22 protein-coding genes are annotated in these 26,838 nt (G+C 60.8%); 18 read left to right on the top strand and 4 right to left on the bottom strand.

The genetic code is table 11. From position 1 onward, the window contains the following. Positions 1-2 precede the first annotated feature (2 nt). The 5 genes from JOE65_RS03755 to JOE65_RS03735 all read left to right on the top strand — a co-directional run bounded on the left by JOE65_RS03755 (position 3) and on the right by JOE65_RS03735 (position 3,827). On the top strand, positions 3-680 hold the full coding sequence (locus JOE65_RS03755) for a GntR family transcriptional regulator (protein WP_205161980.1): 678 nt from the start codon (positions 3-5) through the stop codon (positions 678-680). 162 nt (positions 681-842) lie between these two features. Further along, entirely contained in the window at positions 843-1,229 is a 387-nt protein-coding gene (locus JOE65_RS03750; RefSeq protein ID WP_205161979.1) for a VOC family protein, read from the top strand. A 162-nt stretch (positions 1,230-1,391) separates the two neighbouring features. Further along, complete coding sequence (locus tag JOE65_RS03745) at positions 1,392-1,832, top strand: VOC family protein (RefSeq protein WP_205161978.1); 441 nt, start codon at positions 1,392-1,394, stop codon at positions 1,830-1,832. Positions 1,833-1,862: 30 nt separating this feature from the next. Beyond that, on the top strand, positions 1,863-2,822 hold the full coding sequence (locus tag JOE65_RS03740; RefSeq protein WP_205161977.1) for a DNA-3-methyladenine glycosylase 2 family protein: 960 nt from the start codon (positions 1,863-1,865) through the stop codon (positions 2,820-2,822). Between the two features lie 81 nt (positions 2,823-2,903). After that, positions 2,904-3,827: an aminoglycoside phosphotransferase family protein gene (locus tag JOE65_RS03735; protein WP_239536609.1), complete on the top strand. Its 924-nt coding sequence runs from the start codon at positions 2,904-2,906 to the stop codon at positions 3,825-3,827. Here JOE65_RS03735 and JOE65_RS03730 read toward each other — a convergent pair. Next, positions 3,824-4,420, bottom strand: coding sequence for a TetR/AcrR family transcriptional regulator (locus JOE65_RS03730; RefSeq protein WP_205161976.1), 597 nt, complete (start codon positions 4,418-4,420; stop codon positions 3,824-3,826). The genes JOE65_RS03735 and JOE65_RS03730 overlap by 4 nt on opposite strands. Before the next feature lie 179 nt (positions 4,421-4,599). Between JOE65_RS03730 and thiD the strand changes: the two genes are divergently transcribed. The 5 genes from thiD (at position 4,600) to JOE65_RS03705 (ending at position 15,228) form a co-directional block, all read left to right on the top strand. Then, entirely contained in the window at positions 4,600-5,430 is an 831-nt protein-coding gene (thiD, locus tag JOE65_RS03725) for a bifunctional hydroxymethylpyrimidine kinase/phosphomethylpyrimidine kinase (RefSeq protein ID WP_205161975.1), read from the top strand. 33 nt (positions 5,431-5,463) lie between these two features. After that, positions 5,464-6,915 (top strand): polysaccharide pyruvyl transferase family protein, encoded by a 1,452-nt coding sequence (locus JOE65_RS03720; protein ID WP_205161974.1) that lies wholly within the window; start codon positions 5,464-5,466, stop codon positions 6,913-6,915. Continuing rightward, a complete protein-coding gene (locus JOE65_RS03715) occupies positions 6,912-7,901 on the top strand; it encodes a glycosyltransferase (protein WP_205161973.1) in 990 nt (329 codons plus the stop codon). Before JOE65_RS03720 ends, JOE65_RS03715 begins: the two co-directional genes overlap by 4 nt. A gap of 245 nt (positions 7,902-8,146) precedes the next feature. Then, a complete protein-coding gene (locus tag JOE65_RS03710) occupies positions 8,147-12,055 on the top strand; it encodes a S8 family serine peptidase (protein WP_205161972.1) in 3,909 nt (1,302 codons plus the stop codon). Between the two features lie 452 nt (positions 12,056-12,507). Then, complete coding sequence (locus tag JOE65_RS03705) at positions 12,508-15,228, top strand: cation-translocating P-type ATPase (RefSeq protein ID WP_205161971.1); 2,721 nt, start codon at positions 12,508-12,510, stop codon at positions 15,226-15,228. Between the two features lie 818 nt (positions 15,229-16,046). On the opposite strand, the gene JOE65_RS03700 is transcribed toward JOE65_RS03705, so the two are convergent. Beyond that, positions 16,047-16,379 (bottom strand): cupin domain-containing protein, encoded by a 333-nt coding sequence (locus JOE65_RS03700; protein WP_205161970.1) that lies wholly within the window; start codon positions 16,377-16,379, stop codon positions 16,047-16,049. A 204-nt stretch (positions 16,380-16,583) separates the two neighbouring features. Here JOE65_RS03700 and JOE65_RS03695 point away from each other — a divergent pair, with 204 nt between their 5' ends. Continuing rightward, complete coding sequence (locus tag JOE65_RS03695) at positions 16,584-16,973, top strand: hypothetical protein (protein ID WP_205161969.1); 390 nt, start codon at positions 16,584-16,586, stop codon at positions 16,971-16,973. A 523-nt stretch (positions 16,974-17,496) separates the two neighbouring features. Here the strand turns inward: JOE65_RS03695 and JOE65_RS03690 are convergent. Beyond that, entirely contained in the window at positions 17,497-17,724 is a 228-nt protein-coding gene (locus JOE65_RS03690; RefSeq protein ID WP_205161968.1) for a hypothetical protein, read from the bottom strand. A gap of 286 nt (positions 17,725-18,010) precedes the next feature. Between JOE65_RS03690 and JOE65_RS03685 the strand changes: the two genes are divergently transcribed. The 6 genes from JOE65_RS03685 to JOE65_RS03660 all read left to right on the top strand — a co-directional run bounded on the left by JOE65_RS03685 (position 18,011) and on the right by JOE65_RS03660 (position 23,854). After that, positions 18,011-18,583 (top strand): class I SAM-dependent methyltransferase, encoded by a 573-nt coding sequence (locus JOE65_RS03685; protein WP_205161967.1) that lies wholly within the window; start codon positions 18,011-18,013, stop codon positions 18,581-18,583. A gap of 181 nt (positions 18,584-18,764) precedes the next feature. Further along, positions 18,765-19,304: a CBS domain-containing protein gene (locus JOE65_RS03680; RefSeq protein WP_205161966.1), complete on the top strand. Its 540-nt coding sequence runs from the start codon at positions 18,765-18,767 to the stop codon at positions 19,302-19,304. Between the two features lie 47 nt (positions 19,305-19,351). Then, positions 19,352-20,446, top strand: a complete 1,095-nt coding sequence (pdhA, locus tag JOE65_RS03675; RefSeq protein ID WP_420827483.1) for a pyruvate dehydrogenase (acetyl-transferring) E1 component subunit alpha — start codon at positions 19,352-19,354, stop codon at positions 20,444-20,446. Between the two features lie 34 nt (positions 20,447-20,480). After that, complete coding sequence (locus tag JOE65_RS03670) at positions 20,481-21,473, top strand: alpha-ketoacid dehydrogenase subunit beta (protein WP_205161965.1); 993 nt, start codon at positions 20,481-20,483, stop codon at positions 21,471-21,473. A gap of 11 nt (positions 21,474-21,484) precedes the next feature. Next, positions 21,485-22,669 (top strand): dihydrolipoamide acetyltransferase family protein, encoded by a 1,185-nt coding sequence (locus tag JOE65_RS03665; RefSeq protein WP_205161964.1) that lies wholly within the window; start codon positions 21,485-21,487, stop codon positions 22,667-22,669. A gap of 264 nt (positions 22,670-22,933) precedes the next feature. Next, on the top strand, positions 22,934-23,854 hold the full coding sequence (locus JOE65_RS03660) for a universal stress protein (protein ID WP_205161963.1): 921 nt from the start codon (positions 22,934-22,936) through the stop codon (positions 23,852-23,854). A gap of 3 nt (positions 23,855-23,857) precedes the next feature. On the opposite strand, the gene JOE65_RS03655 is transcribed toward JOE65_RS03660, so the two are convergent. Beyond that, positions 23,858-25,381 carry a helix-turn-helix domain-containing protein gene (locus JOE65_RS03655; protein ID WP_205161962.1) on the bottom strand — a complete coding sequence of 508 codons (1,524 nt, stop codon included), beginning with the start codon at positions 25,379-25,381 and terminating at the stop codon, positions 23,858-23,860. A gap of 108 nt (positions 25,382-25,489) precedes the next feature. Here JOE65_RS03655 and aceA point away from each other — a divergent pair, with 108 nt between their 5' ends. Continuing rightward, positions 25,490-26,794, top strand: a complete 1,305-nt coding sequence (gene aceA / locus JOE65_RS03650; protein WP_205161961.1) for an isocitrate lyase — start codon at positions 25,490-25,492, stop codon at positions 26,792-26,794. The last annotated feature ends 44 nt before the right edge of the window (positions 26,795-26,838 follow it).

Below are 26,838 nucleotides of genomic sequence, written 5' to 3'. Positions count from 1 at the left end.
GCATGCCGATGAATGCGCTGCTGGGAAATCCCACCGGCCAGACCGCCGAACATGCGCACACTGGGGCGTGGATTGCCACGGTACTGCGCAGCCGCATTGCCGACGGGCAGCTGACTCCGGGCACCAAACTATCGGAGCAGGCGTTGTCGGTCTCGCTCGGAGTCTCGCGGAACACGCTCCGGGAAGCTTTCAGCACGCTGGTCAGTGAGGGGATGGTTAAGCGAATCGCGAACCGTGGAGTTTTCGTCGCGTCCCCTACATCCGACGACGTCCGGGAGATCTACCGGGTCCGCCGCATGATCGAGCCGGCCGCCGTCCTGTGGGGCGAGGTATCGCCGTCGGCCCTTGATGCCATGGACGCGATCGTAGTGGAGGCGACCGCCGCCCGGGAAGCCGGATCGGTTTCCCGGATGGCCACCGCGAACCAGGTACTGCACCGCGCAGTGATTGCGATGAGCGGCAGCGCATCACTGGATACTCTGATGACCCGGGTGCTGGCGCAGATGCGGTTGGTGTTTCATGGCATGGCCTCCGCCCCGGACTTCCACACCCACTATGTACACCGAAACGTTGCTCTGGTGGACCAGCTTCGGGCTGGACAACGCACCGAGGCGGCCGAGGGGCTGCGCAGATACCTGAACGCGGCCGAAACCGAGCTACTTGGCCACCTCGATGCTTGACGCCGCTCTACGCAGAAACGTGGCGGAGGTGCAGGTACGCGGTGCCGAAACCACGCACCTGACCCTGGGCCACGCGTTTGTGAGGAGTTGCTCCAGCCCAGATAAAGGGTGAGGAGCCTCGGACTGCAGGAGCCCACCATCGGAAAACGAGAAGGAGAAACTATGAAGTTGCACCACGTTCAGGTTGCTTGCCCGCCAGGAGGGGAGGACGTTGCCCGGAAGTTCTACGGCGACGGGCTCGGGCTGACGGAGATCGATAAGCCTGCCGCCCTCAAGGGGCGGGGAGGCGCGTGGTTCCGTGCCCGCAACGCTTCGGGAGAGGTCGACGCCGAGATTCACGTGGGAGTCGAGGGCCCGTTCGCCCCAGCACGGAAGGCCCACCCCGCTCTCGTGCTCAATGACGTTCCTGCCCTGGACGAGCTCGGTGAACGGTTGTCGAGTCTCGGCTTCGACGTCGACTGGCGCGAGCGATACTCCTTCGACGGCTACGAGAGGCTGCACACCCGCGACGGCCACGGGAATCGCGTCGAGATCCTCGCCTCGCTCTAAGCGGCAGGGCTCCCCCGCTACGCCTGACCCGGCTGGGCCTTTTCCCCGCCCAAGGCACAAACACGTGGCGGAGGTGCAGGTACGCGGTGCCGAAACCACGCACCTGCACCTGGGCCACGTTTGTGCGTAGATGCAGGGAAGCTTTCGTGGAAGAGTGAGCCCATGACCAGAGAACTCCAGATCACCTTCGATTGTGCTGATCCAGCGAGGCTCGCCTCCTTCTGGGCGGAAGCTCTTGGGTATCAGATGCAACCGCCACCGGCTGGCTTCGATTCGTGGGACGTTGCGCTCGGATCGTTCGGAGTGCCTCGGGATCAGTGGAATTCTCGCGCGGCCATACTGCCTCTCGAGGGTCCCCATCCACGCATCTTCTTCCAGCAGGTGCCCGAAGGTAAATCGGCCAAGAACCGGCTCCACCTGGACGTCCGTGCAGCACCAGGCCTCGACGGCGCCGAGCGGATGAAAGCATTCGAGGTCGAGGCAAGCCGCCTTGGGTTACTCGGTGCCACCCGGTCCTATCGAGTCGAGCCCGACAACGCGACGATGGAGGCGGGGTTCATCACGATGCAGGACCCAGAAGGTAACGAATTCTGCCTTGACTAGCATGGCCAACCTGTCGCCGGGGCGCTCACAGTGACTGCTCGACTGGACCTCGACCTGCCGGTGCGGCAGCCCTTCAATGCACCAGGGGTCTTCCACTTTCTGGCGGTCCATGCCATCAAGGATGTTGACGTAGCCAGTCTCACCCCGGGTGGTCCGTTGACGTACGCTCGCACGCTCGCGCTGCCCCATGGACCCGCGGCCTTTCAGGTGACCGCGACTGAAACGGCCGCCACCGGTTGGCATCTCAACCTGCGGTTGGAGCTCACTGACATGGACGACGTCGGCCCTGCTGTGGCGCGTGTCCGCCGCCTATTTGACCTCGACGCCGACCCCGCGGCCATCGACGCTGCGCTTGCAACAGATCCAGTTCTTGCCCCGCTTGTTGAACGCACTCCGGGAATCAGAGTTCCGGGCACGGTGGATCCGCATGAGCTCGTTGTGTGGGCGATCGTCGGGCAGCAGATCTCTGTTGCTGCCGCAAGAACGCACCTCACTCGAATGGCTGCCTGGGCAGGGTCGCCCTATGTTTCGCACTTCGACGGGCTAAACCGTCTCTTTCCGACGCCCGCGCAGATAGCGGACAGAATCCCTGATCCACCCAAGGACGCACCCCTTGATCCGGACCGTCCGATGCGACTTCCCGGTCAGTCCATCCGCGCCATCGTGAGTACTGCGCGTGCTCTGGCCAACGGCGAACTGGACGTTCGCGTTGACTCTGAGCCCGAGCGTTTGCGCGCGGATCTTGTTTCACGTCCACGAATTGGGCCCTGGACAGCCTCGTACATCGCGATGCGCGTCATCGGCGATCCCGACTCGTGGCTGACCGGCGACGTCGCACTGGTTGCCGGCGCGAAAGCCCTCGGCCTACTCGACGACGACGCCTCCAAAGCAGCGAATCACCGCGCCCTGGCAACTCATGCAACAGCGTGGACGCCATGGCGTTCCTACGCGGCAATGCACCTGTGGCAGGCGGCGAGCGCTCGAGGCTGAAAGCGGTTAGCGCCCCAGCACCAAAGCCGGAGCCGCAGCCCGACGCCACAGCAGCAAGCCGCCGTGGGATACTTTTGTCAGATGCCAATGCACGACGACGAGCTCCACCTCGACGATGACATGGTTCGTCAGTTAATTGTGGAGCAGTTTCCGGAATGGCGACGCGAGCCCGTCCGCCGCATCGCAACGGAGGGCACGGTCAATGCGATCTTCCGCATTGGCGATGACTTCGCGGCGCGCCTCCCATTACGTGGAGGAAATCCAGACCAGGTGCTCACAGATGTGCGTCGTGAAGCGGCAGCCCAGGGTGAGCTGGCCCTGTGCTGCCCATTCCCAGTTACCGAGCCTGTCGCCATCGGTAGGCCGGCCGCCATGTACCCACTGCCGTGGTCTGTTCAGACCTGGCTACCGGGCGAGGTTGCCACACCGACGGGCTTGGCCGGCTCTACGAAGTTCGTCGAGGACCTGGTGGTGCTCATCAGTACTTTTCGCGCAGCTGACACGGGAGGCCGCCACTTCTCGGGACCCGGTCGAGGCGGACGCTTGTCTGATTCCGATGAGTGGATGGAACTCTGCTTTCGTGAAAGTGCAGGCTTACTCGACGTCGGTCTGCTTCGCGGTCTCTGGGCGCGGTTCCGGGCTTTGCCGCCTGCGGGTTCCGATGTCATGACTCACGGAGATCTGATCCCGGGCAACCTTCTGATCAGCGGCGAACGGTTGGTTGGCATTCTCGATGGGGGTGGGTTCGGGGCCGCTGATCCGGCGCTTGATCTTGTTGCCGCGTGGCACTTGTTGGATGCTGGTGCGCGGTCAAAGCTCCGCGCCGGTCTTAACTGCAGTGTCGTTGAGTGGCTACCTGGCGCTGCCTGGGCATTCCAACAGGCCATGGGTCTCGTCTGGTACTACCGAGACTCGAACCCTGGAATGAGTGCGCTGGGTCGGAGCACTCTGGATAGGCTGACCAGTGATCCAGAGATTTTGGCCTTATGCGAAGGACTGCGCTAAGCAACAGCGATACGGACGATGACGTGCGCCATGTCCGTGACGAAGTCCAGTGACTGGGGCCTCTCGGATTCGGGTTTGCTCAGGTGCGCGATGAGGGCTTCTGTCATCCCGCCCACGATCATGAGTCCCACCAGCCCGATAGGAAATTCGCGGATGAGGCCCCGGCGCATCAGCTCGAGCAGCATCGCATCAATGGCGCCGGCAATGCGGGCGTTCATCTCGCGCCGCCGGGTTTCGAGGGCCGGTGAGACGCCGACGGATTCGATTTCGACGACGCGGCCCAGCCGCTCATCCTCGAGCATGGGCCCGACGCTGGCGTGAACACCACGCAGGATCACATCCTCCACAGTGTCTCCGCTGGCTATCTGCAACCCCTTGAGTCGTGTTTCTATGTCTTGGGCCGACAGGACGTAGAGGGCTTCCAGTAGTTCCTGGCGTGACGAAAAGTAATCGTAGAACGAGCGGGACGATACTCCGGCTTCGCGGCAGAGGCCTTGAACGGTCGTGGCCATGTAGCCTGTCGTCGCAAAAAGTTGCAGTCCGGCGTCGAGCAGTCGTTGCCGACGTCCGGCGTCGCGCTCTGCGCGAGACATCCCCCGCCACAGCCTGTCGGTGCCCCGATCGGGTGTGTTTACGCCATGCGCTGTCGGCTTTGCTGGGCTCACACGGTCCACTGTGCCATATGACCTCCCGGGCTCGGCGGAGGGGGCAGATTGCTATCAAGCTGATTACGGGCTCGCCATCACGGCCCCTGACGTAGCAAGATAGGGGTATGTCCCACAACACATCGTCTCCTGCCATCACACTGACGATCGCCGGTTCGGAAGCAACTGGCGGCGCTGGTGCCCAAGCGGACCTCAAGACCTTTCAAGAGCTCGGCGTTTTCGGCATCACGGCTCTGACGTGCATTGTGTCCTTTGACCCGAAGGATAACTGGAATCATCGGTTCGTTCCGGTTGAAGCCCAGGTCATCTCGGACCAGCTCGAAGCGATCCAGCAGTGCTACTCCGGGCAGCTGGACACCGTGAAACTGGGCATGATGGGCACCCCTGCCACCATCGACACCGTTGCGGCAGCACTGAAGAAGCAGGACTGGAAAAACGTGGTCCTGGACCCAGTGCTGATCTGCAAGGGTCAGGAACCCGGCGCTGCACTGGATACGGACCAGGCTCTCAAGGCCAATCTCTTTCCGCTGGCCACTTTTGTCACGCCCAATCACTTCGAAGCCGAATCCCTGTCCGGTATGAAAATCACCACTGTCGAGGACCTCAAAACCGCCGCCCGCAAGATTCACGACGAGAGCGGTGCCATCGTCCTGGCCAAGGGTGGCGTGAGATTAGAAGGCAAGGACGCCATCGACATCTACTACGATGGCGATCAGCTCGAGGTGCTCAGCGCACCGAAGATCGGTGAAGTTGCCGTCAGCGGAGCTGGCTGTTCGCTGGCAGCAGCCGTAGCCGCCGAGCTGGCCAAGGGCACAACTCCTCTTGATGCCGCGCGGACAGCGAAAGCATTCGTGACCGAGGGCATCCGCAATCGAGTGTCCTCCAATGCCCCTTTCGACGCACTCTGGCAGGGTGGCGCAGCCGTTCAGGCTGGCTAGGCGGGACGTGCGGAGTAATAAGGTCACAAGCAGATGAGAATTGCAGTACTCGGGGACGTAGGCCAGCCCATTTACCATGTTGGCGATGAAGCCATGACTCATGCCGCCGTCCACGAACTGGAGCAGCGAGGCCTGAGCGATGTTGTTGTGCTGAGCCGGAATCCGGCAGACTCGCAGCAGCGTTTCGGATGCGCATCCGCCCCAAGCCTGCCGTTCCCCTGGTCTCCGCTGGAACGGGAATCGTATTTCGACGCGGTGGTGACCGACGACGACGGCCAGGAGGACGCACGACGGCTTGCCGGTACGCTGCGAACCTGCGACGCCCTTCTCATTGCAGGCGGTGGCAACCTGAACTCCATGTACGGATGGCTGCTGTTTGAGCGGGCGGCCGTGGCCGCGACTGCTCGCAAACTCGGCCTGCCAGTGGTGATCTCCGGCCAGACACTGGGGCCAACACTGGTACGCCGTGACCGCGACGTCGCCGCAGAGCTGGTGCACAACGCCGTCGTTTTTGGCGCCCGCGAGGCATCGACTCTGGCTCTGGGCAGGGAACTGACGGACAACAACAACGTGGTTCCGTGCTTGGATGATGCCTCTTTCTATGCAACTGCGTCCCAGAACGTACAGGGTCAGCTTGCCGGAGCGTATATCGCTGCAACTTTTGCCTCCGGCACGGGGTCCATGCCGCCGGAAATGTTCATCAAACACGTGGCCGCGTCCCTGGACCATGCGTCGCGCATTACCGGGCTGCCCATTGTTTTCCTGCCTCACATGGCAATCGAGGGCGCGGGCGACGGCGACGAAGCAATGCACGCCCGGATCGCGCAGGAAATGAAGTCGGAGAACGTGGAGTTGCGGCCCATCACTGACGCAGCATCGACAGCAGCGCTCACCGCTGGAGCCTCCATGGTCATCACCTCGCGCTACCATCCTGCGGTTTTCGCAACGGATGCCCTTTTGCCGTGCGTCGCCCTCGCCGTCGAGGACTACAGCGAGATACGGCTGCGCGGAACACTGGCGAACTGGGGATTGGGCGGCTTCGCGCTCTCGCTTCCCGACCTCGTCGGGTCTGCCTTCAAGGAGGCCATCACCGAGGCGTGGAACCGGCGAACAGAGATCCGCGATCATTTGAAAGCCGCACATCCGGCTCTTCGAGAACACCACGATCGCTGGTGGGACGCCGTCGTGCGCGGTCTCAACGGGAACGCGCCTGAGCCACCTCAGCTGCCGACCATTCCGGAACTTGCGCCGCAGGGTGCTTGGTTCTCGGACGTCGGAACGTGCATATTTTTGGCCCAGTCCGCCGAGCTCGCCCATCTGCGGGCCGAGCGCGAACACCTCGAGTCGCAGCTTGAGGGACAGCGCAGACGGGCCGACGACGCCCGTGCCGAACTCGAAGGCTGGTTCAACTCCCGCAGTTTCAAAGCAATCCGAACTGTGGCATCCGCCAAGGCGCGTGTGCTGCACCGAAAGGAACACCAGTGAACAAGGCCCAACCCGCCGTCGCCATCGTTATGAGAACGACGGACCGGGGCCTACTACTGGAGCGAGCCGTCAGCGATGTCCTGGGGCAATCCCTTCAGGACTGGACGCTGGTCATTGTGAACGACGGCGGTTCGGTTGCCGAAGTCGACGACGTCGTCGAGCAACACTCGTCGGCCCTGGGTGACAGGGTACAGGTGATCCACCACGACGAGTCAGTCGGCATGGAGGCCGCCGCGAATCACGGCATCCGGTCCAGCGAATCAGAATTCATCGTCGTCCACGACGACGATGACACCTGGCACCCGGATTTCCTCACCCGGACCGTAGACCGGCTGAGGGGCAGTAATGACGCCGGTGTTGCAGTGCGCACGGAGATGGTCTTCGAGCGGGTTCTCGGGACCCGCATCGTGGAAGTGGCACGTGAGATTTTCGAGCCCGACGTCACCTCCGTGACCCTGTTCGACATCCTCCGCGTCAACCGTTTCGTTCCAATTTCGGTGCTGTACCGCAGGACCCTGCACGACGACGTCGGCTACTTCGACGAGGACCTCTCGGCCGTGGGCGACTGGGAGTTCCTGCTGCGCGTATTGTCCGCTCACACCATGAGTTTCATCGGTGAGGAGCCGCTAGCTTTCTGGCATCACCGCAGGGAGGCTACCGGTGCCCTGGGGAACAGTGTCATCGCCAAAAGTGACGAGCATCAACGGCTGGACCTGCTGGTGAGGGAGCGGCACCTCAAGGAACACGTCAAGGACAACGGCCTCGGTGCGCTGCTCTACCTGACCAAACACGAGTCCCAGCTCGCCGATCACCTGCATCAGCGCAAGAACTACGCGGAGGATCTACTCCTACAGTCGTTGGAGCAGAACCGCCAGCTGTCCGAGCGCCTGGGGCGGCTCGAGGAAGCAGTCAGCGACGCTTCTCTGGTGAGTTTGCTGCGCCGTCGTTACCGCCGGTTGAAGGATCGGTTGGCGCCGCGCGCATAGCGTTCCTCGGACGCGCCATTTATTGTGTCTCAAATTGGTGGACAGCTGTTGACTTGTGACGGCAACCACATGAAGCTGTTCTTTGGGTAAACCATTCGGTTGGAGGGCTATACCTGTCTGTTGACACGCATCTTGTAACGCAGCAACATCACTCACACCTGTCATGGCCACGTCAACAGCGGTTCGGGGACACTTAACAGAAGACTCGGCAAATCGGTCCTGACTGACCTTCTTTAAGGAGCAGTATGAGCAAGTCACACCACCGGGGAGCCGGAAAGGCCGTGTTGGCATCGCTAACAGGCCTTGCGCTCGCCGGCAGCATGTGGACGCCTGCTTTGGCTGTAGACAATTCGTCGCAGGGCGAAGCTACGGCCACAGGCATTCAGAATCAAAACCAGAAACGTCCGGATCTCAAAATCACCCAGGACCTGCGCACCAAACAGGGTCCTGTTTCCGTGTTTATTCAGTTCGAGGGCAAGGGCGCCTTTGAGCAGACGCAGCCGCTGGAGGTTCGCCTTGAGGGCGCAGATCCAGTCGACAAGGTAGCTAAGGTCAAGTCCATCAGGGCTGACATCGAGGCCAAGGCGCAGGAAGTCACCAAGGCCGCCGCCGCCACCCACATCTACACCACCACCAACACCATTCCCGGTGTTGCTATCACCGGTGATGCAGAAGCAATCCGCGAAATCGCGAAGCGAAGCGACGTCGTCAAGATCAGCGGCATCATCCCCAAAACGTATGAAAACAAGGGCGCGGTAGCTGATACCAACGCCCTTTCTTCATGGGTTGAGCGGGATCAGACCGGTAAAGATGTCACCATCGCCGTTCTCGACACCGGCCTTGATTACACCCACGCCGATTTCGGTGGTCCGGGTACGGTCGAAGCCTTTGAAAAGGCTCAGGCAGCCGAGGCTACAGCCCCGGATCCAAGCCTGTTCGACGCCGAGAAGTACGCAGGCGGCTGGGACCTCGTTGGTGATGACTACGACGCCGGCTCAGCGGTCGCAGCAAACCGGATCCCTCAGCCGGATGCCAATCCGTTGGACTGCCAGAGCCATGGTAGCCACGTTGCCGGTTCTGCTGCAGGCTACGGAGTCGCTGCCGACGGCACCACTTTCGACGGTGACTACTCAACCCTGACAGCTGAGCAAGTCAACGACATGAAGATCGGCCCAGGCTCCGCGCCGGACGCCAAGCTGGTCGCCATTCGCGTCTTTGGTTGCGAAGGCTCCTCCAGCGTTGTCGGTCAGGCACTCGATTACGTGCTGGACCCCAACAAGGACGGCGACTTCAGCGACCGTGCTCAGGTTGTCAACATGTCCCTGGGATCCAACTTCGGTCTGCCAGATGACCCCGAGGTGGACATCGTCAACGCGCTGACGGCGCAGGGCGTGCTCTCCGTGGTCGCTTCCGGTAACGACGGCGACATCTACGATGTCGGTGGCACACCGGGCAGCGCGGCTTCCGCGCTGACCGTTGCTAACTCCGTCGGTTCTCAGGTCACCCTGGACCGCGCAGAGGTTCTTGCTCCGTCCGGCGTCGCGGGTTCCGCTTCAGGCCAGTACAGCGCTAACTTCGATTACACGAAAGCCACCGAGGAAGAGCTCAACGGCACCGTTGTCATGGCGCCTGCAGCCAACAAATTCGGTTGTGATGCATTTGCCGCAGATTCCCTCGCAGGCAAATGGGTCTGGATCCAGTGGGAAGAAGGCGGTGCTTTCCCTTGCGGTTCGAAGCAGCGTTTTGATAACGCTGAAGCTGCTGGCGCGGAAGGTGTAGTCCTCGATTCGCCGCGCTCGGTCTTCGAGTCCGGTATCGGCGGCAACGCAACCATCCCGGGCATTCAGTTCACCAATACGTTCTCGGACAAGCTGCGTCCTTCCGCTGAGGATGGCACGCTCGAAGTTCAGCTGGATGCCAGTTACATTGCAACCGGAACCGCTGAAACCGGTGCCTTGGATACGCTGAACGCCAGCTCATCGCGAGGCGTCCACGGTTCTAACGGTGTGGTGAAACCAGATATTGCTGCTCCCGGTACCCTCATCGGTTCCGCCGCGGTCGGCACTGGCAATGGCGCTTCCGTCAAGAGCGGTACGTCAATGGCCACGCCAAACGTCGCGGGCATCGCAGCCCTGGTTTACGGCGCAACAACGCTCAACCCCTATGAAGTCAAGAGCATTGTCATGAATACGGCAACGCACGACATCCTCACTGATGACAAAATCGCTTACGGGCCCAACCGCGTTGGCTCCGGCCGGGTTGATGCCATGCAGGCTTTGGAAACATCGGTCTTTGCCTTTGCCGCGGACAACGTAGAACTGACCTCGGTCAACTTCGGCATCGTGGAACTGGGTAGTAAAGCCGTCTCGATCACCAAGAACATCACGATCGAGAACAAGTCCGAGACTGTGCGCACCTACACCGCCGAATACCTGGCTGCAACAACCATGCCGGGCGTTGAGGTAACCGTTGGTTCCGCGAAGGATGGTTCTGCAACCATTCTGGTTCCGGGGAATGCGTCCACAACAGCGGTCGTCACCCTGACGATCGCTGATCCCACTGCGCTGGCCAAGACGATTGACCCGGCGGCTGAGAAAACACAGCTCGGCGTGCCGCGTCAGTACCTGGCCGATGTTTCGGGCCGCGTGCAGTTCACCAGCGAGGGCGTTCCGGCGCTGCGCGTTCCCGTTTACTCGGCCCCCCAGCCGACGTCGGAAATGTCCGCTGGCGCGAAGGTAACCTTTGACCCGAACGCGGACTCTGTCCCCGTAACGTTCAAGGGCCGCGACCTGAACCAGGGCGAAGGCTCCACAGCGTACCTGTCGAAGGTTTCACCGCTGGTACTCGGCGCTGAAAGCCCACGCTCCGAGAGCCTGTCGCTTGACTCGCTACATCAGCTGGATCTACGTGCGGTTGGTGCTGCTTCGACCGTTCCCGCCATTGCGGCTGCTGAGGGCGACGTCAACGACGGACTCTTCAATGTTGGTATCAGCACGTGGCAGAACTGGAACTCGCTGGGCGAGAACAGCTACGTCACCGTTGAGATCGAGACCACCGGCGATGACAAGGCGGACTTCAGTGCTACGACAACCCGTATTGCGGGACTGGATATGTCTGTCTTCGAGGTCGTCAAGCTCAAGGAAGACGGCTCCAGCGAGCCTGTTGAAGGTTCCTTGAACTTCGTCAACAATTTCGCTGGCGATGTGGACACGAACACCTTCGACACCAACGTTGTGACCATGCCGATCTACGCCAGCGCGCTTGGCCTGGATCTGACAAAGTCGCAGGACATCAGCTACCGCGTCATCACTGAGCACCCGCTGAACGTTGACGACGAAGGTAACAATGTTCCGATTGACGCCACTGACTGGATCGGTTTCAACTTGACCCAGCCTGCCATGTGGTTTGAGGGCGCAGAAGGTTCATCGGAAAGCACCCTTTTCGCTGACCTGAACGCTTCCACACTGTTGGTTCACCGCAGTGCGGACGACGTCGCGGGCAAGCTTCTCTTCCTGCACCACCACAACGCCGAGGGCGTCAAGGACGAGATCGTTGTTGCTGAAGACGGGAAGCTTCGCTTCTCCGACGTTCCGGACAGCCTGAAGTTCTCTCAGAACATCAACTGGATGGCCGACGAAGGCTTGACCACCGGTTACCCGGATGGCACGTACCGCCCGTTCGGCACGGTCAACCGAGACGCGATGGCTGCGTTCATGTACCGGCTTGCCGGCGAACCCGCCTTCGATGCACCGACCACCTCACCGTTCACGGACATCACCCTTGACACCAAGTTCTACAAGGAGATGGCCTGGATGGAGGCAACGGGGTTGTCTGACGGCTACCCGAATGGCACCTACCGTCCGTTGGCTCCGGTCAATCGTGACGCAATGGCTGCCTTCATGAACCGGTTTGCTGCTGAAATCTGCTCCATTGATGCGGCGGCGGATTATGAGGCGCCGAACACCAAGCCGTTCACGGACGTTGAGGTGAACAACCTGTTCCAGCGCGAGATCTCCTGGATGAAGGAGACCGGCGTTTCCACCGGTTACCCGGATGGTTCCTACCACCCGGTTGAATCCGTCAAGCGTGATGCTATGGCGGCGTTCATCAACCGACTGGTTGACGACGTAACGGGTGACTGCGGCGGTCGCTAACCGACTGCAGTAACCACATAAGAAATTGGCGGGTCCTAGGGAAACCGGGGCCCGCCGATTCTTTGCTGTGGAATGGCAGAAGATGCCTCGTGTTTGGATCTCTGGCCACCACTTAATAACGGTCGCTTGCAGCCGGTCAGTTTCCGGGCGAACCCGATGGCGATTAATCCGCTTCATACCGGGACACTGGAGTCTGTGACCATGGCTGTGATGCCTGCGAGACTTACAGCATGAGCATTGACGATAAACAAGGTGAACCACGCAACTACTCAGCGGCTGCGACGCAATCGTCATTTGACGGACCTGGACGAACTGGAACGGCTACTTCTGGAAGGCGGAGCCGGTTCACCGGAGGCGCTCTGTCCGGAGCCCAAGCTCGACGCCCTAGGCGGTGCCCTGCGGCAATTGACCAAGCAACCCGGGCTGACTAGCCCAACGAAGGAGAACTTCCGATGGTTCTTGGTACAACAGAAATGGACTGGCACACCCAATCAGCTGCCGATACCGCAGCCGCACTAGACGTAGACCCCTCCGTCGGGCTCACCGCCTCGGCAGTGGGCGCCCGGCGGGAGAAGTCCGGACCGAACGTTCTGGTGGATGAAGCGAAGGCGCCAGCCTGGAAGAAGATCCTGGGCCTACTCGCGGACAAGATGATCCTCGTGCTCGTCATGGCCGCGATCGTGAGCGCCATCGTGTCGCGGGAGTGGGAGACACCAGTAGTCATCCTTGCGGTGATAACCCTGAACACGGTCCTGAACTATGTGCAGGAGAGCCGTGCGGAAAACAGCCTCGCAGCCCTGCGCAAAATGTCGGTGGACACCTCACGGGTCCGCCGAAACGGCCGAGAAGTTGAAGTCTCCAACGAAGAACTGGTGCCCGGGGATATTGTCTTGCTCGAAGCAGGCGAGACCGTTCCCGCCGACGGCCGGATTCTGGAGGCGGCACGGTTGCAGGTGGCAGAGGCATCCCTGACCGGCGAATCGCAGCCTGCGATCAAGACCAATGACGCCCTAGACGATCCTGCCCTACCACTCGGCGACCGCACGAACATGCTCTTCATGAACACGAATGTTAGCCGGGGACGGGCACTCATGGTGGTCACCGGCACCGGCATGGACACCCAAATCGGAGGCATAGCCACCCTGCTCGAAGGAGCAGGTAATGAGAAAACTCCGCTGCAAAGAAGAATCGACCAGCTCGCACAACTGCTGACCGCCGTCGCACTCGCGGTAGTCGCCGTCGTATTCATACTTGGCCTCCTTCGCGGGCAATCCTGGTCTGAGCTGCTCATCACCGCTGTTTCCCTCGCCGTGGCCACTATTCCGGAAGGTCTGACGGCCGTGGTCGCTTTCACCCTCGCCATGGGTGCCTCCCGCATGGCTCGCCGAGGCGCCATCATCAAACAGCTCTCGGCCGTCGAAACGCTCGGCAGCACAACGCACATTGCGACGGACAAGACCGGCACATTGACCCTGAACGAAATGACAGCTCGTCGTCTGCACGCGACGGGCCGTTCATTCCGCATCACCGGTGAGGGGTACGCCACGGACGGGAAAATCCTCAGTAGTGACGGTGAGCCGGTGCCCGCCATGTCGGATGCCCTCGTATCCATGGCTCTCTGCAACGACGCCTGGATCCGGGACGGCAAGCTCGTGGGCGATCCGACTGAAGGCGCGCTGGTGGCGCTGGCAGAAAAAGGTGGGATCGACGTCGAAGGTGTCCGTGCCAACCACCCTAGGGTGGCGGAAGTGCCGTTCGATTCCGATTACAAGTTCATGGTCACCTTCCACGAACAGAACTTCACCAAGGGAGACAGCACGCCGGCTAGGTTCCGCTGCTTCGTCAAGGGTGCCCCGGGCGTGCTTCTGGAACGGGCGAATTCGATCCTCACCCCCGAAGGCATCCTGCCGCTGACCGAAAAGGGCCGGACGATGGTCCATCACGATATCCAAGCGATGGCGGCCGAAGGTCTACGCACATTGATGATTGCCGGACGCCGGCTGGACAGTGAACTTCCCACAGACGGCGATGAACTCCGCGCTGTCGCCGACAACCTGACCATCTACGCCATCGTCGGCATCGTGGACCCGCCGCGGACCGAGGCCGCAGACGCCATCGCCACCGCACGAGCCGCAGGAATCGCCGTGCATATGATCACCGGCGACCATCTGGTTACTGCGTCCTCCATCGCGAGACAGCTGGGCATCCCCGGCGAGGCCGCCTCGGGTACGGAGCTGGATGACCTGGACGACGATGAGCTCAACCGACGCGTGGCAGGATTCGGTGTGCTCGCGCGAGTGGCGCCCGAGCACAAGATCCGGGTAGTCAAGGCGCTGCAGCAGGAGGGCAATATTGTGGCGATGACCGGCGACGGCGTGAATGATGCTCCGGCGCTGAAGCAGGCGAACATTGGAATCGCCATGGGCATCACGGGCACGGATGTCTCCAAGGGCGCCGCGAAAATGATCTTAACCGATGACAACTTCGCCACCATCATCTCCGCTGTCGAGGAAGGCCGCGGGATCTACGCGAACATCATCAAGTTCGTGAAGTTTCAGCTGACGACGGCGTGGGGTTTCGTTCTCATATTCGTCACCGCAGGTGTACTCGGGCTGGCCGGCGGGGCGCCATTTACAGCGTTGCAGATCCTATGGGTGAACATCATTATGGATGGTCCGCCCGCCCTCGCCCTGGGTGTGGATCCGGCCGAGCCGGACATCATGAAACAAAAGCCACGTCCTGCCGATGAGCCGTTGCTGACACGCGGCCGGCTGCTGCGGATCCTGGGACTCGGCGTCGTCATGGCGGCAGGCACCACCGCCGTTCTCGTCCTGGCGCCCGGTCTGTTCCCTAAAAGTTCGAGCGATCCACTGCTTCCGACCACGCTGGCGTTCACCACCTTCGTTTTCTTCCAGGTCTTCAATCTGCTCAACGTGCGCTCGGAATTGGGTTCTGTGTTTTCGCTGCAGACGTTCACCAACTACAGCATCTGGGTTGCCCTGCTGGCGGTGGTGGTGCTGCAGGTCCTGGTGGTAAACCTCGACATGCTGCAGGGGTTCTTCGACACCACCGCACTTAGTTCCGCGCAGTGGGGACTGGCGTTGCTCGTTGGATCCTCCGTTCTGTGGGTTGAGGAGATCCGCAAGGCAATAATGCGGTCCCGACGCCGCTAGCCAGATTCCGTGCCGGCCTGTTCTCCTTCGTCCCGTTCACCGGCAGTACGCGGACACGGCCGATGCGCAGGCGTAAATTTCGCCCACCAGTTCCTCTACGAGGTCTTCAAGGGTTTCGATAGTGAGGGCAGCACCGGTTGGTGCCGGCAGCGGCAGGATCTCACGGCAATATCCCTGAGTGTCCGGACGTCGTCACGTTTTATCAGCCACGACAGTAGAGCCTGAACCGGGCCGACGACGGCCTGCATCGTCAGTTCTCCGTCAAACCGGTCAACGGCCGCCTCCACGAACCTGACGGTGAAATGTCGACCGACCGGTCGTTTTCGCCAGCGTGGGAATCGGTATCACTCCCACGGCCGAAATGCTCTCACATTTAGTTCAGTCCGGTTCACAACGAAAAATGATGCCGCTCCACGCGGGCAACTCCTTCGTTTGCTTCGCCCTTCGTGAGTAGATAACAGAAGATGTTGGGAAACTCCCCGATGCGTCTATGACCACCCGGCTTGTCGAGAAGCTGGAGACCGGAGAGCTGTTTAACGGGTAACTCGCCGGGTTCATGGACGTCAACGGGGCGTTCCCGTCAGGGACATTCACTACGAAGTTTTCGGTCCCGATCTATGGTTGGCTCACTTCCAAGAGTGAGAAAACGGGAAGCTGTCTTGCTGGAGCGGATTGGTGCTCATTTTCAACCGCACGAGAGAATCCCTACCAGTACGTATTGCGGGCTCTCGGCTCTTCTGCAGCCCGGCCTCGTCAGGATGGGCGATCTTCCGCAGCCTGCCGACGATCATAGAGTGTTCATGGTTGATGTATGAGATTCATTGGTGTTTGGCTACTGTCAGCAGGACCACGGAATCTTCTACGGCTTCGAGTGCGTGCCGGGCGTCCGGCACGACGAGTAGGTCTCCTGGTGAGCCGTTCCACGCTTCACCTTCCGCGGTCATTGAAACCCGGCCGCTGAGGACATATATGGTGGCCTCGCCAGGGTTTTCGTGTTCGTTAAGGATGAAACCCGCGTGCAGAGCGATCATTGTCTGGCGCATGACATGTTCGTGTCCACCAAACACTGTATCGGCACTACGACCGCTGGAGGCGTTGCGGGCGATCTCCAGCTGATGACGTGCAAGTGCAGTCAAAGATATTTTTTGCACGATCAGTCTCTTTCCATTGAACGATGGGTTGTGGAGGCCCATGGTAGCAAGGCCTCCACTATTTGATCTGTGTCAAGGCGGCATCGACCTCGATGATCCGTAAAGGGAGTACAGGGTTTTCCTGCCCCTACTTCGCCTGCCCGTCCTGCGGCAAGAAGATCGAGAACGTCATCGGCAAAAAGGACAACACCATGACACGGATGTATGGGCACAGATCGCGAACTATCGGCCCCGCTGGGGTTCCGTTGCTGGGGCAACGGCGTACGACGGTTACACCAGCTGGACCTACAGAAAGGTCAGACACTGCTGATCCTCGGCATTGGCGGCGATGTGGGTGTCACATCCGCACAAATTGGGCGGGTTCATGGCTTCAACGTGATCGGTACGGGCAGCGAAAGCAAGCGCCGGCTCGTTGAATCGCTGGGCGCCACGCTCATTTCCTCGACAAATCTGGTAACAGCTGCAGGTCAGCTCGGTCAGGGCACCGATCAAGTCTTGAGCTTTGTCAGCCGCCCCGGTGAAGGAATTGTTGGCGGTGAGAAGCACCGTCTCGACCCTGGTGACACCTGTTGTTGGAGCCGTTCTTCTGGTTAGGCTAACGTCACGAAGACGGGGCTCATCTGCCACCGGTTGTTCGACAGGCTTGAAATGACTACGTCGTCCAGTTCGACGTAAAAGGCCTCCCGTGCACCGTGCAGAGCTGTCCGCAGACCGCACTGATGGTTCAGTCGAGTTGCCCCGGGGGTTTCACAGTCCGCTAGGTCCATGCGGCCGTCGGGTTGGCGCAAAAGCCACCTCGCGGAGGCGCGGCGTCCGAAGTCGTTGCCATCAGCATCAGCGCGCGCAGGCAAACGTCGGAAAAAGCATCGATCCTGACAGGCCAAGAATATCCTAGTATCCGCCACGACCTTATCTGCGTATTGGAGTTGCAGTGACCGGGGTGAGTTTCTTGGGAGAGCAAGGGTGGGTGGTCTTGGAGCCACGCCGTATCTACTACACCTACTACTGACGCTCTGTGCCGGCGCGGCAAAAGTCGTTCCGCCGCCGCGTGGTTAGACCCAGCTCCCCTGGCTAGGGGAACTGGGTCAGACCACACTGGAATGTCGCGGCAGTCGAACTATTCGAGGAGGCCTGCATCGAGGCCGGTTTTCTTCTCGTAGCCCGCCACCGCAGTCTCCAACCCTGTGAGGACCTCGGCCGCAGTTTCAAACAACGCCTTAAAGCCCGGTTCATCGACCTTCTGCACGTCTTCACGCAGATGCTCGGCAAGCTCCGTTAAGCGTGCACGAACCTGCATGGTGTGCCGGTATGGGTCACTTTCAGGGAGCGTTTTAGGATCAACCATGGTTTCCTCCATCTGATGATGCCGGTACCGGCATCAAAGATAGCCATCGGGGACGGTGGCTTGTTTCAAGTATCTCACCTGAAGGAAACACCGGAGGCGGAAGGTCGTCAGAATCACCTTGAGGGGCTGCCGCTTCAGGGCAGGCCTGGTGGCACCGGCAGTTCTTCGTGGTTCGAGAGGATCGTCGTGTCAACAGCAACTTAGAAATCGGTCCTGGACTTGGCCCGAAAAAAGTGGATAGATAGCCTGAGAGTCTTTTCATGATTGGAGGTCGAGAGTGCCCACTATGTCTCGTATGGAGCAAGTCCTGTGCCGCAGTGGTCTCTGGAATGTCATTGCCCGCCGGATCGCGTACGCGGCACTCGGCGGGACGGAGGTATTCAAAGACGTTCTTGAAATAGGTGGCGGCAGCGGGGCGATGGCTGAATCGATCGTCCTTGATCATCCCGGCTGCCAGCTCACCGTCATCGATTTTGATCCAGTGATGGTTGCCGCCGCTCGGCAGCGGCTCACCGCACTTCCCAACGTATCCGTACAGAGCGCTGATGCCACGAAGCTGCCGTTCGAAGACGCTGCCTACGATACGGTGTTGAGTTTCCTGATGCTTCACCATGTCATCGACTGGGAGGCTGCGGTGACCGAAGCCAGTCGGGTTCTGCGTCCCGGTGGAACCTTCAGCGGTTACGACCTGACCCGCACGAAGGCGTCGTCGTTGTTGCACAAACTCGACCGTTCGCCCCACAGGCTGATCGCCCAAGGTGAGTTCGAGAAAGTAGCCGAGCAAGCGGGTGTCGACGTGCCATCGGTCCAGTATTCGAAATTCAAGCACATCATGTCGTTCACCGTTCACAAGCTGTGAACACTGTCGCAGTCGACTCAGAGGGGAACGTCGCTGCGCTGGAACGGTGCAATGACGGTCCGCACTCAGACTGTTGGTGTGGGCCGAACTGGTTCTGCAGTGATGGTTTTATTTCCCTCTTTTTCGTGTGTTCGCTCTCCTTCTACAGCTTGTACAGCCGCGCAGGGGGCACACTTATGGTATGAGCGAGCTAACAGGCGATGGTGCTTCCCGGAATACGTCCGCGCGTCTGCGCACAGCTGCGACGCACATCCCCGCAGTGGCGGCCGACATTATGAGCACGCCGGTTTTCACGGTTCCGGCAAGTGCTTCGGTCGAAGAGATCGCCGGAGTGCTGGGACGGCATCAGATCAGTGCTGTCCCTGTAGTAGATGAATCCGGACATGTACTGGGTGTGGTCAGTGAATACGATGTGCTGGCCAAGCCCGGACGTACTGCCTCTGAGGTGATGAGCGCCGGGGTGGTCAGCATTTCTCCCGACACGCGGATATCCGATATTCGGTCTCTACTGGTGGATCAGCGGATGGGACGTCTGCCTGTCCTTGAGGCCGGACGACTCGCAGGTATTGTCAGCCGCCGCGATGTCGTGGCATTACTTACCACCGAATGGGCGTGCGGAATTTGCGGTGAACCTACCCGCGCGCTGGATCCTCCCGAGAACTGCCCCACATGCGGGGGCACCGGCACCTTCAAACTTCAGGAACAACCCCCGGGCCCATAGCAGCCGTGGTGGAGTCAACACAGAGGAAAGCGCATAGCGGGAGGAACATGATGGTCGGTCGGAATGAACCGGAAAATGCAGGGCGAACAACTCAAACGGGCGTGCCGTTTCCCGGCAGTGAAACACCGGAAACTCTCATCGGGTATTACCGGCAGATGGCACTCATCCGCAGATTTGAACTGATGGCTGACCAAATGTATAAGCGGGCCAAAATCGGAGGGTACTGCCACCTCAATTTGGGCGAAGAAGCCAGTGTGGTCGGCCTGATGGCGGCATTGGAGCCCCGGGATTATCTTTTCACCAACTACCGTGACCACGGTTATGCACTGGCCCGCGGGATGGCAGCCGGAGCGGTCATGGCCGAACTCTTCGGAAAAACCACCGGAGTCTCCAAGGGCCGCGGCGGCTCAATGCACATGTTCGACACCAAAACCCGGATGCTCGGCGGCTACGGAATTGTGGGAGGACAAATCCCACCCGCCACCGGGGCCGCGTTGGCCCTGAGCTACCGCGGCGCCCCGGGCCCCGAAGCGGAAGCCGTCATGTGCCAGCTCGGCGACGGAACGACCAACATCGGCGCCTTCCATGAATCCCTGAACCTGGCAGCACTTTGGCACCTGCCGATCGTGTACGTCATCATCAACAACGGGCTCGGCATGGCTACCACTGTCGAAGCCGCCTCCGGTGAACCCGATTTGTACAAACGCGGCTGTTCCTACCGCATCCCCGGTGAACGCGTGGACGGCAACGACGTCGTCGCTGTGCGCGACGCGGCGGCACGAGCGCTGGAGCGCGCACGCCTTGAACGGGAACCGTCCTTGTTGGAGCTGACCAGTTACCGCCTCCGCGGACATTCCGTGGTTGACCCTGCACGGTACCGATCCCACGGGGACGTCGAACAGGCACAGGCAGCAGACCCGATTCCCGCCTTCCGCCATCAGCTGCTGGAGGCTGGCCTGCTGGAGGAATCCCAGGCTCAGCGCATCGACGCCGAAGCGCTGGAGCTGGTCGAGGCCGCCGTCGTCTTCGCCGACGCAAGCCCGGACCCAACACCTGATCAGCTCTTCGATTACGCCTACGCCAGCCCAGTTGCCAATGCACCCAACACACTGCCGGGCCAGCCCGTGACCGGGAACCGATGACCGATGACCGATGACTGGTGAAAAAGGAACACAAATGACCGTCACAACCTACCGGCAGGCATTGAATGACGCTCTGCGCGCCGAATTGAGCCGAGACGAAAATGTCATCCTGATCGGCGAGGAGATCGGGATCTTCGAAGGCTCCTACAAAATCACGGCAGGACTATTGACTGAATTCGGTGCTGAACGGGTGCGCGACACACCGATCGCCGAAGAAGGCTTTGTCGGTGCCGCCATCGGCGCCGCCATGCTCGGTATGCGGCCAGTGGTGGAAATCATGACCCTGAACTTCTCCCTGATAGCCATCGACCAGATTGTGAATCACGCCGCTAAGATCTACGGCATGTTCGGCGGCCAAACGGCCGTACCCCTGGTCATCCGGATGCCAGGCGGGGGAGGCCAGCAGCTTGCTGCCACCCACTCCCAGAACCTGGAGGTCTGGTACGCACACATACCCGGGCTCAAGGTTGTGGCACCATCCTCACCCGCGGACGCCAAGGCACTGTTAACAGCGGCAATCCGCGACGACGACCCCGTTATCTTCCTTGAGAACCTTGCCCTGTACAACACTAAAGGTGATGTGCCGGATGGTGAGCACATCGCCGAGATTGGCAGGGCCGCCGTCGTAAAGGAGGGTACGGATGTAAGCGTCATCACGTATTCCAGGGCGACCACGGTGGCCCTGGAAGTGGCTCGGCAGCTGGAAGAAGAAGGAATCTCCGTGGAAGTGGTGGATTTGCGCAGCCTGCGACCCCTGGACAGGGAAACGGTGTGCGCCTCGGTTCGAAAGACCAGCCGGGCAGTGGTGCTCGAAGATGATTGGCTTAGCTACGGTATCGGTGCGGAAATTTCCGCGACCCTCATGGAAGGAGCGTTCGACTACCTCGATGCCCCAGTACGGCGGGTCGCCGCCGCCGAAATTCCTCTCCCGTATGCAAAACCGCTCGAACTCGCGGCACTGCCGAACGCCCATGACCTGATCCGGGTCATCCGCGAGATTCTCACCGCCACCAGCTTCACGCGATAGGAGAGACTGCGATGCCCGAGGTAATAATGCCCCGCCTGTCCGACACAATGGAAGAAGGTGTCCTGAGCCGCTGGCTCAAAAATGAAGGTGACACAGTCCGCGAGGGCGATGTCATCGCAGAAATCGACACAGACAAAGCCACCATGGACTTGGAAGTCTTCGACGGCGGCGTTTTAGAGAAGCTCCTGGTCCCCGAGGGCACCACAGTGCCCATTGGGAAGCCGATTGCCATCATTAGCTCCGGAGCAGAAACCGGACCCGGAAGTGGGACACCTCCCGAGACAGGAGCGGCCACAACGACCCGACGTACGCTCACCTCACCACTCGCCCGCCGAATCGCTGTGGAACATGGCCTTGATCCTGCAGATATCACCGGAACTGGGCCCGGCGGGCGGATTGTCAGAGCGGATGTTGAAGCAGCAGTAACTGCCCAGGAACACAAACCATCGCTGATAGATCCTCCGGACGCGACGGTCCCCGCCGCGACCGCTGAATCCGGGAAGACTGATCAGGATACAGTGGAGATTCCACTGACCACGATGCGCAAAGTGATGGCGGCCAGGCTCGCGGACAGTGCCAGTGCACCGCACTTCTTCCTCACCAACGTGGTGGAGGTTGACCGGCTCTTTGCCTTCCGCGCCGAAGTCAATGAACGCTTCGCAGAATCCGGTATCAAGGTCAGCGTGACCGATCTGCTGGTCCGTGCCTGCGCGCGAACTCTGGAAGACCACCCGAAAGTTAATTCATCGTGGGCCGGGGACAAAATCCTGCAGTACCGCCACGCCCACATCGGCGTCGCGGTGGCACTGGATGACGGACTCATCGTTCCCGTCGTACGCGACGCAGCCACCAAGGGACTTGAAGTGATCGCGGCCGAGACCCGCGCACTTGCGGAGAGGGCCCGGAATAACAAGCTGACACCGGCAGAGTTCAGCGGGGGAACATTCACGCTCAGCAATCTCGGCATGTTCGGCATAGATAACTTCACTGCCGTCATCAACCCACCCGAAGCGGCCATCCTGGCAGTCGGCAACACCACGGAGGAACCCTATCTGAAGGACGGGCAGCTGCTCAGCCGCCGCGTCCTAAAAATCACCCTCACCGCTGATCACCGTGTACTCGACGGTGCCGTGGCGGCGGCATTCCTGCGCGATCTCAAACGCATGCTTGAAGAACCGCTGAGGATCATCATCTGAAAGGTCATCAGGTGACCATCGCGTCCTGCAGCACCGCTCACCCATGGAGATAGCTCAATCACGGAGCCGCAAGTCCCGGGAAGAAACCCACGGGAAAAGGAAGAGCCATGGCAGAAATACAGCGCCTCAGTGCGTCGAGCGTTTCTCAGATGAGGCACGCGCCCCATCTCGCGAGCACTATAGATGAGTTAAGCCGCGACCTAGAATGAGGGGAACGCCTAGCGGTACCATCAGGGTGAGCTGGACCGCACCGAGGAGACGCAGATGAATCACACCATGGATGAGAACGTGTGCCCGCAGGCAAGACCGGAAGTGGCGGCGTGCCGGAAAGAACTGTCAGAGAAGTCGATGCCCGGCGTGCTTAGTTCCTCTGCGGACGCTCCAATCCTCGTTGGATTCGACGGGTCCCCTGCCAGTTTCGCTGCGCTTGAATGGGCCGTTGACCGGGCTGCCGAGCTCGGCTGCCCCGTGACCCTCATCCGAGCCGTGTACGAGTCCTCGATGATCCCGGACGCCGCTCGTTACGACACGGTCATCAATGCCGCACGTGAACTCCTGGAAACCGGTGTCCGCCATGCCTGCGAGATCGCCCCGGGCGTTCTATTGAACACCCGGGTACACAGCGGCGACGTGGTGCAGGCTCTCAGTGACCTTTCCAGAAATGCTCAAATGGTGGTACTGGGCATGGACAAAAGCAACCTCGGCCCAGGCCAGGTCATCGGTTCGGTGAGTCACCAAGTGGCCATCATGAGCCTCTCGCCGGTAGCGGTCATCCCCGCTCAGGACAACCGAACGAGGGCAGGAGTGGTGGCTGGCGTGGACGGATCAGCAGAATCATTACAGGCCGCCGATTTTGCCGCAGCAGAGGCACAACGAACGAGCCAGGATCTGCTCATTCTTACCTCAAGTGCCGTGCCGCTAAAGACGGACGCTGCCGCGAGAACCACCCTCAACCAGGTAGTAACCACTATGACCGCGAGGTACCCCGACGTGGCAATACAGGGAGTTCTTGAAACGAAGGATCCTCCCGCGGAAGCACTGCTCAATGCCGCAGCCAGCGCCCGTCTGCTGGTCGTCGGAAGCCGTGGGCGGGGGGCACTCAAGCGCATGACCCTCGGCTCAGTGAGCCACAAAGCACTCCTGAACCTCACCTGTCCCACTATCATCACCCGCCAGCGGGCTTAGCAGTTAACGCCCCGAATGCGCGGCCAGGAACGAGTACACCTCGGTCTCGTCCACTCCGGGGAACGCGCCGGGTGGCATCGCTGCCAGCAGGTGGGAGTGTGCCCGCGCGCTCGGCCAAGCGAAGCCGGCCCAATCTTCCGCGAGTGAGGCTGGCGGACGCTTGCAGCAGGCCGGGTCCGGGCAGAAGGACTTGGCACGCGCCGTCGTCTCCCTCCCCCGGAACCACTTCACATGCGCATACGGCACACCCACGCTGAGCGAGAACTCGCCGCTGGCGCTACGCTCCGTTCGCGCCGTACACCAGAAGGTGCCACTGGGCGTATCGGTGTATTGGCTGTAAGCACTGAAACGGTCGGGGACGTCAAACACAGCCCGGGACGTCCACTGCCTGCACGAGGGCTGGCCCTCAATGGCGCCGGTGTGATCCTGGGGATAGGTGACGCCGTCGTTCTCATACGCCTTGTAGATAATGCCGCTTTTGTGGGTCTTCTGGAAATGGGTGGGAATGCCCAGATGCTCGGTGGCCAGGTTCGTGAACCGGTGCGCCGCCGTCTCATAGGACACTGAGAACGCGTCCCGGACATCCTCGACTGCTATCTCCTTCGCAGCCTTGGCCCGCTGAAGAAACTCCACGGTGGCCTTCTCAGGCAGCAGCAGCGCGGCCGCAAAATAGTTCGTTGCCACCCGCTGGCGCAAAAACTCTGCATAATTTTCCGGTGTCGAATGCCCGAGCACATAGTGCCCCAACGCCTGCAGGAGCACCGTCCGCGGATTGTGGTCCGTCCGCTGCGAGTGCGTGAGGTAGATGCGGTGGTTCTTCAGATCCGTGACGGAGCGGGTGGAATGCGGCAGGTCACTCACATGGTGCAGCGTGAACCCCAGATGCGTCGCAATGGACGCCACAACGTTCTCAGACATGGGGCCACCTTTGTGCCCGACGGCGTCGAGGACCTTTTGCGCCTCAGCCTCATACTCGACAAAGTAATTGTTGCGTTCCTTCATCTGCGAGCGCAGTGCCGCGTTCGCGCGCCGGGCTTCCTCCGGCGTCGCCGCTTGCTCATCGAGCCGACGTTCCAGTTCGCCCTGCAGTCCCACCAGGGATTCGAGGACTTCCATGGGCAGCCGTGAGGAGATGCGCACCTTGGGTAGCCCGAGCGATTCATACAGGGGTCCGCGCTGTGCCCGTTCCAACTCAATTTCGAGGGCGGCCCGCCGGGTGGGCGGCTCGGATCCGAGCAGCTGATCGATGGTCACGTCCAGTGCGGCGGAAAGTTTCTGCAACATTCCCAGTCTTGGCTCACGTTTGCCGTTTTCGATGAGGGACAGTTGCGACGGCGCGGTCCCCACCACCGCTCCGAGGTCATCTAACGTCATATTTCGGCCTTTACGGAGGTGACGGACCCGCCTTCCGAGGCTAATAACGTCAATTTCCGCGTCTGCGGAGCTTGAAGGGGTGGACGACGACGGCCCAGTGGGCGGATTCCACGCTGACTCTGTCATTTCTTGAGGATACGCGAAGAAGTGCATTTCTTTCCACAAATATGTGGGGGCAGCCGCTTGGAAATGTATAAAAGTTGTACTTACAGAAGCGAACGTCGATCCTGCCGATCAGGTCGATGAGAAGGAGAGAACATCATGGGACAGCACGAGAATCCGAACCAGTCCGCCGCAGAGCAGCTCGAACTTGAGTGGCAGGCCGACGTCCGCTGGGATGGCGTCACCCGTGACTACTCCGCTGCCGACGTCGTACGCCTCAAGGGCCGCGTTCAGGAAGAGTTCACGCTCGCCCGCCGCGGTTCGGAGAAGCTGTGGGAGTCCATCACCAAGGGTCGTGAAGACGGCAGCTACGTCAATGCCCTCGGCGCTCTGACCGGCAACCAGGCAGTGCAGCAGGTCAAGGCTGGCCTCAAGGCAATCTACCTCTCCGGTTGGCAGGTAGCGGCAGATGCAAACGCGGCCGGCCAGACCTACCCGGATCAGTCCCTCTACCCCGCGAACTCGGTGCCGCTGGTGGTGCGCCGCATCAACAACGCGCTGATGCGTGCTGACCAGATCGAATTCGCCGAAGGCATCCAGAGCGTTGATGACTACCTGGTGCCGATCGTCGCCGATGCCGAGGCTGGCTTTGGCGGCCCGCTGAACGCCTTTGAACTCATGAAGTCCATGATCGCCGCTGGCGCAGCCGGCGTGCACTGGGAAGATCAGCTCGCCTCCGAGAAGAAGTGCGGTCACCTGGGCGGCAAAGTGCTCATCCCCACCCAGCAGCACATCCGTACCCTCAACGCGGCCCGCCTGGCTGCGGACGTTTCGGGAACGCCGTCGGTCATCATTGCCCGGACGGACGCCGAAGCGGCCACGCTCATCACGTCCGACGTCGACGAGCGGGACCAGGAGTTCGTGACCGGAGAACGCACAGCAGAGGGCTTCTACAAGGTGCGCAATGGCATCGAGCCGTGCATCGCCCGGGCCAAGGCCTACGCCCCGTATTCGGATCTCATCTGGATGGAAACGGGCACCCCGGACCTGGAGCTCGCGAAGAAGTTTGCCGAGGCCGTCAAGGCTGAGCACCCGGACCAGATGCTCGCCTACAACTGCTCGCCGTCATTCAACTGGAAGAAGCACCTGGACGATGACACGATCGCGAAGTTCCAGCGCGAACTCGGCGCCATGGGCTTTAAGTTCCAGTTCATCACCCTGGCCGGATTCCACGCTCTGAACTACTCGATGTTTGATCTCGCTCACGGCTACGCACGTAATGGCATGAGCGCGTACGTGGAACTGCAGGAGCGCGAGTTCGCATCCGAAGACCGTGGCTACACCGCCACCAGGCACCAGCGCGAAGTAGGAACCGGCTACTTCGATCAGGTCGCCACCGCTCTGAACCCGGGCGGCAGCACCCTTGCCCTCGTTGGTTCCACTGAAGAAGGACAGTTCCACTAAAGATTCGGGCACCCCGCACCGCCCACCATGATTTGGAGAACACC

Origin of the sequence: Arthrobacter roseus, assembly GCF_016907875.1 — a bacterium.
GTDB classification, from domain to species: Bacteria; Actinomycetota; Actinomycetes; order Actinomycetales; family Micrococcaceae; genus Arthrobacter_J; species Arthrobacter_J roseus.
Note: the sequence above shows the minus strand (reverse complement) of the source record. Positions and strands in the feature narration are given on the sequence as shown.

What these genes read in the sequence shown, in the direction of transcription:
- JOE65_RS03720 (WP_205161974.1), top strand. Translation starts at nt 5,464, where the DNA reads ATGAGAATTGCAGTACTCGGGGACGTAGGCCAGCCCATTTACCATGTT.
- pdhA (WP_420827483.1), top strand. Translation starts at nt 19,352, where the DNA reads ATGATGGTCGGTCGGAATGAACCGGAAAATGCAGGGCGAACAACTCAA.
- JOE65_RS03705 (WP_205161971.1), top strand. Translation starts at nt 12,508, where the DNA reads ATGGTTCTTGGTACAACAGAAATGGACTGGCACACCCAATCAGCTGCC.
- JOE65_RS03680 (WP_205161966.1), top strand. Translation starts at nt 18,765, where the DNA reads ATGAGCGAGCTAACAGGCGATGGTGCTTCCCGGAATACGTCCGCGCGT.
- thiD (WP_205161975.1), top strand. Translation starts at nt 4,600, where the DNA reads ATGTCCCACAACACATCGTCTCCTGCCATCACACTGACGATCGCCGGT.
- JOE65_RS03660 (WP_205161963.1), top strand. Translation starts at nt 22,934, where the DNA reads ATGAATCACACCATGGATGAGAACGTGTGCCCGCAGGCAAGACCGGAA.
- JOE65_RS03695 (WP_205161969.1), top strand. Translation starts at nt 16,584, where the DNA reads ATGGGCACAGATCGCGAACTATCGGCCCCGCTGGGGTTCCGTTGCTGG.
- JOE65_RS03665 (WP_205161964.1), top strand. Translation starts at nt 21,485, where the DNA reads ATGCCCGAGGTAATAATGCCCCGCCTGTCCGACACAATGGAAGAAGGT.
- JOE65_RS03690 (WP_205161968.1), bottom strand. Translation starts at nt 17,724, where the DNA reads ATGGTTGATCCTAAAACGCTCCCTGAAAGTGACCCATACCGGCACACC.
- JOE65_RS03710 (WP_205161972.1), top strand. Translation starts at nt 8,147, where the DNA reads ATGAGCAAGTCACACCACCGGGGAGCCGGAAAGGCCGTGTTGGCATCG.
- JOE65_RS03655 (WP_205161962.1), bottom strand. Translation starts at nt 25,381, where the DNA reads ATGCACTTCTTCGCGTATCCTCAAGAAATGACAGAGTCAGCGTGGAAT.
- aceA (WP_205161961.1), top strand. Translation starts at nt 25,490, where the DNA reads ATGGGACAGCACGAGAATCCGAACCAGTCCGCCGCAGAGCAGCTCGAA.
- JOE65_RS03745 (WP_205161978.1), top strand. Translation starts at nt 1,392, where the DNA reads ATGACCAGAGAACTCCAGATCACCTTCGATTGTGCTGATCCAGCGAGG.
- JOE65_RS03670 (WP_205161965.1), top strand. Translation starts at nt 20,481, where the DNA reads ATGACCGTCACAACCTACCGGCAGGCATTGAATGACGCTCTGCGCGCC.
- JOE65_RS03730 (WP_205161976.1), bottom strand. Translation starts at nt 4,420, where the DNA reads ATGTCTCGCGCAGAGCGCGACGCCGGACGTCGGCAACGACTGCTCGAC.
- JOE65_RS03685 (WP_205161967.1), top strand. Translation starts at nt 18,011, where the DNA reads ATGTCTCGTATGGAGCAAGTCCTGTGCCGCAGTGGTCTCTGGAATGTC.
- JOE65_RS03755 (WP_205161980.1), top strand. Translation starts at nt 3, where the DNA reads ATGCCGATGAATGCGCTGCTGGGAAATCCCACCGGCCAGACCGCCGAA.
- JOE65_RS03735 (WP_239536609.1), top strand. Translation starts at nt 2,904, where the DNA reads ATGCCAATGCACGACGACGAGCTCCACCTCGACGATGACATGGTTCGT.
- JOE65_RS03750 (WP_205161979.1), top strand. Translation starts at nt 843, where the DNA reads ATGAAGTTGCACCACGTTCAGGTTGCTTGCCCGCCAGGAGGGGAGGAC.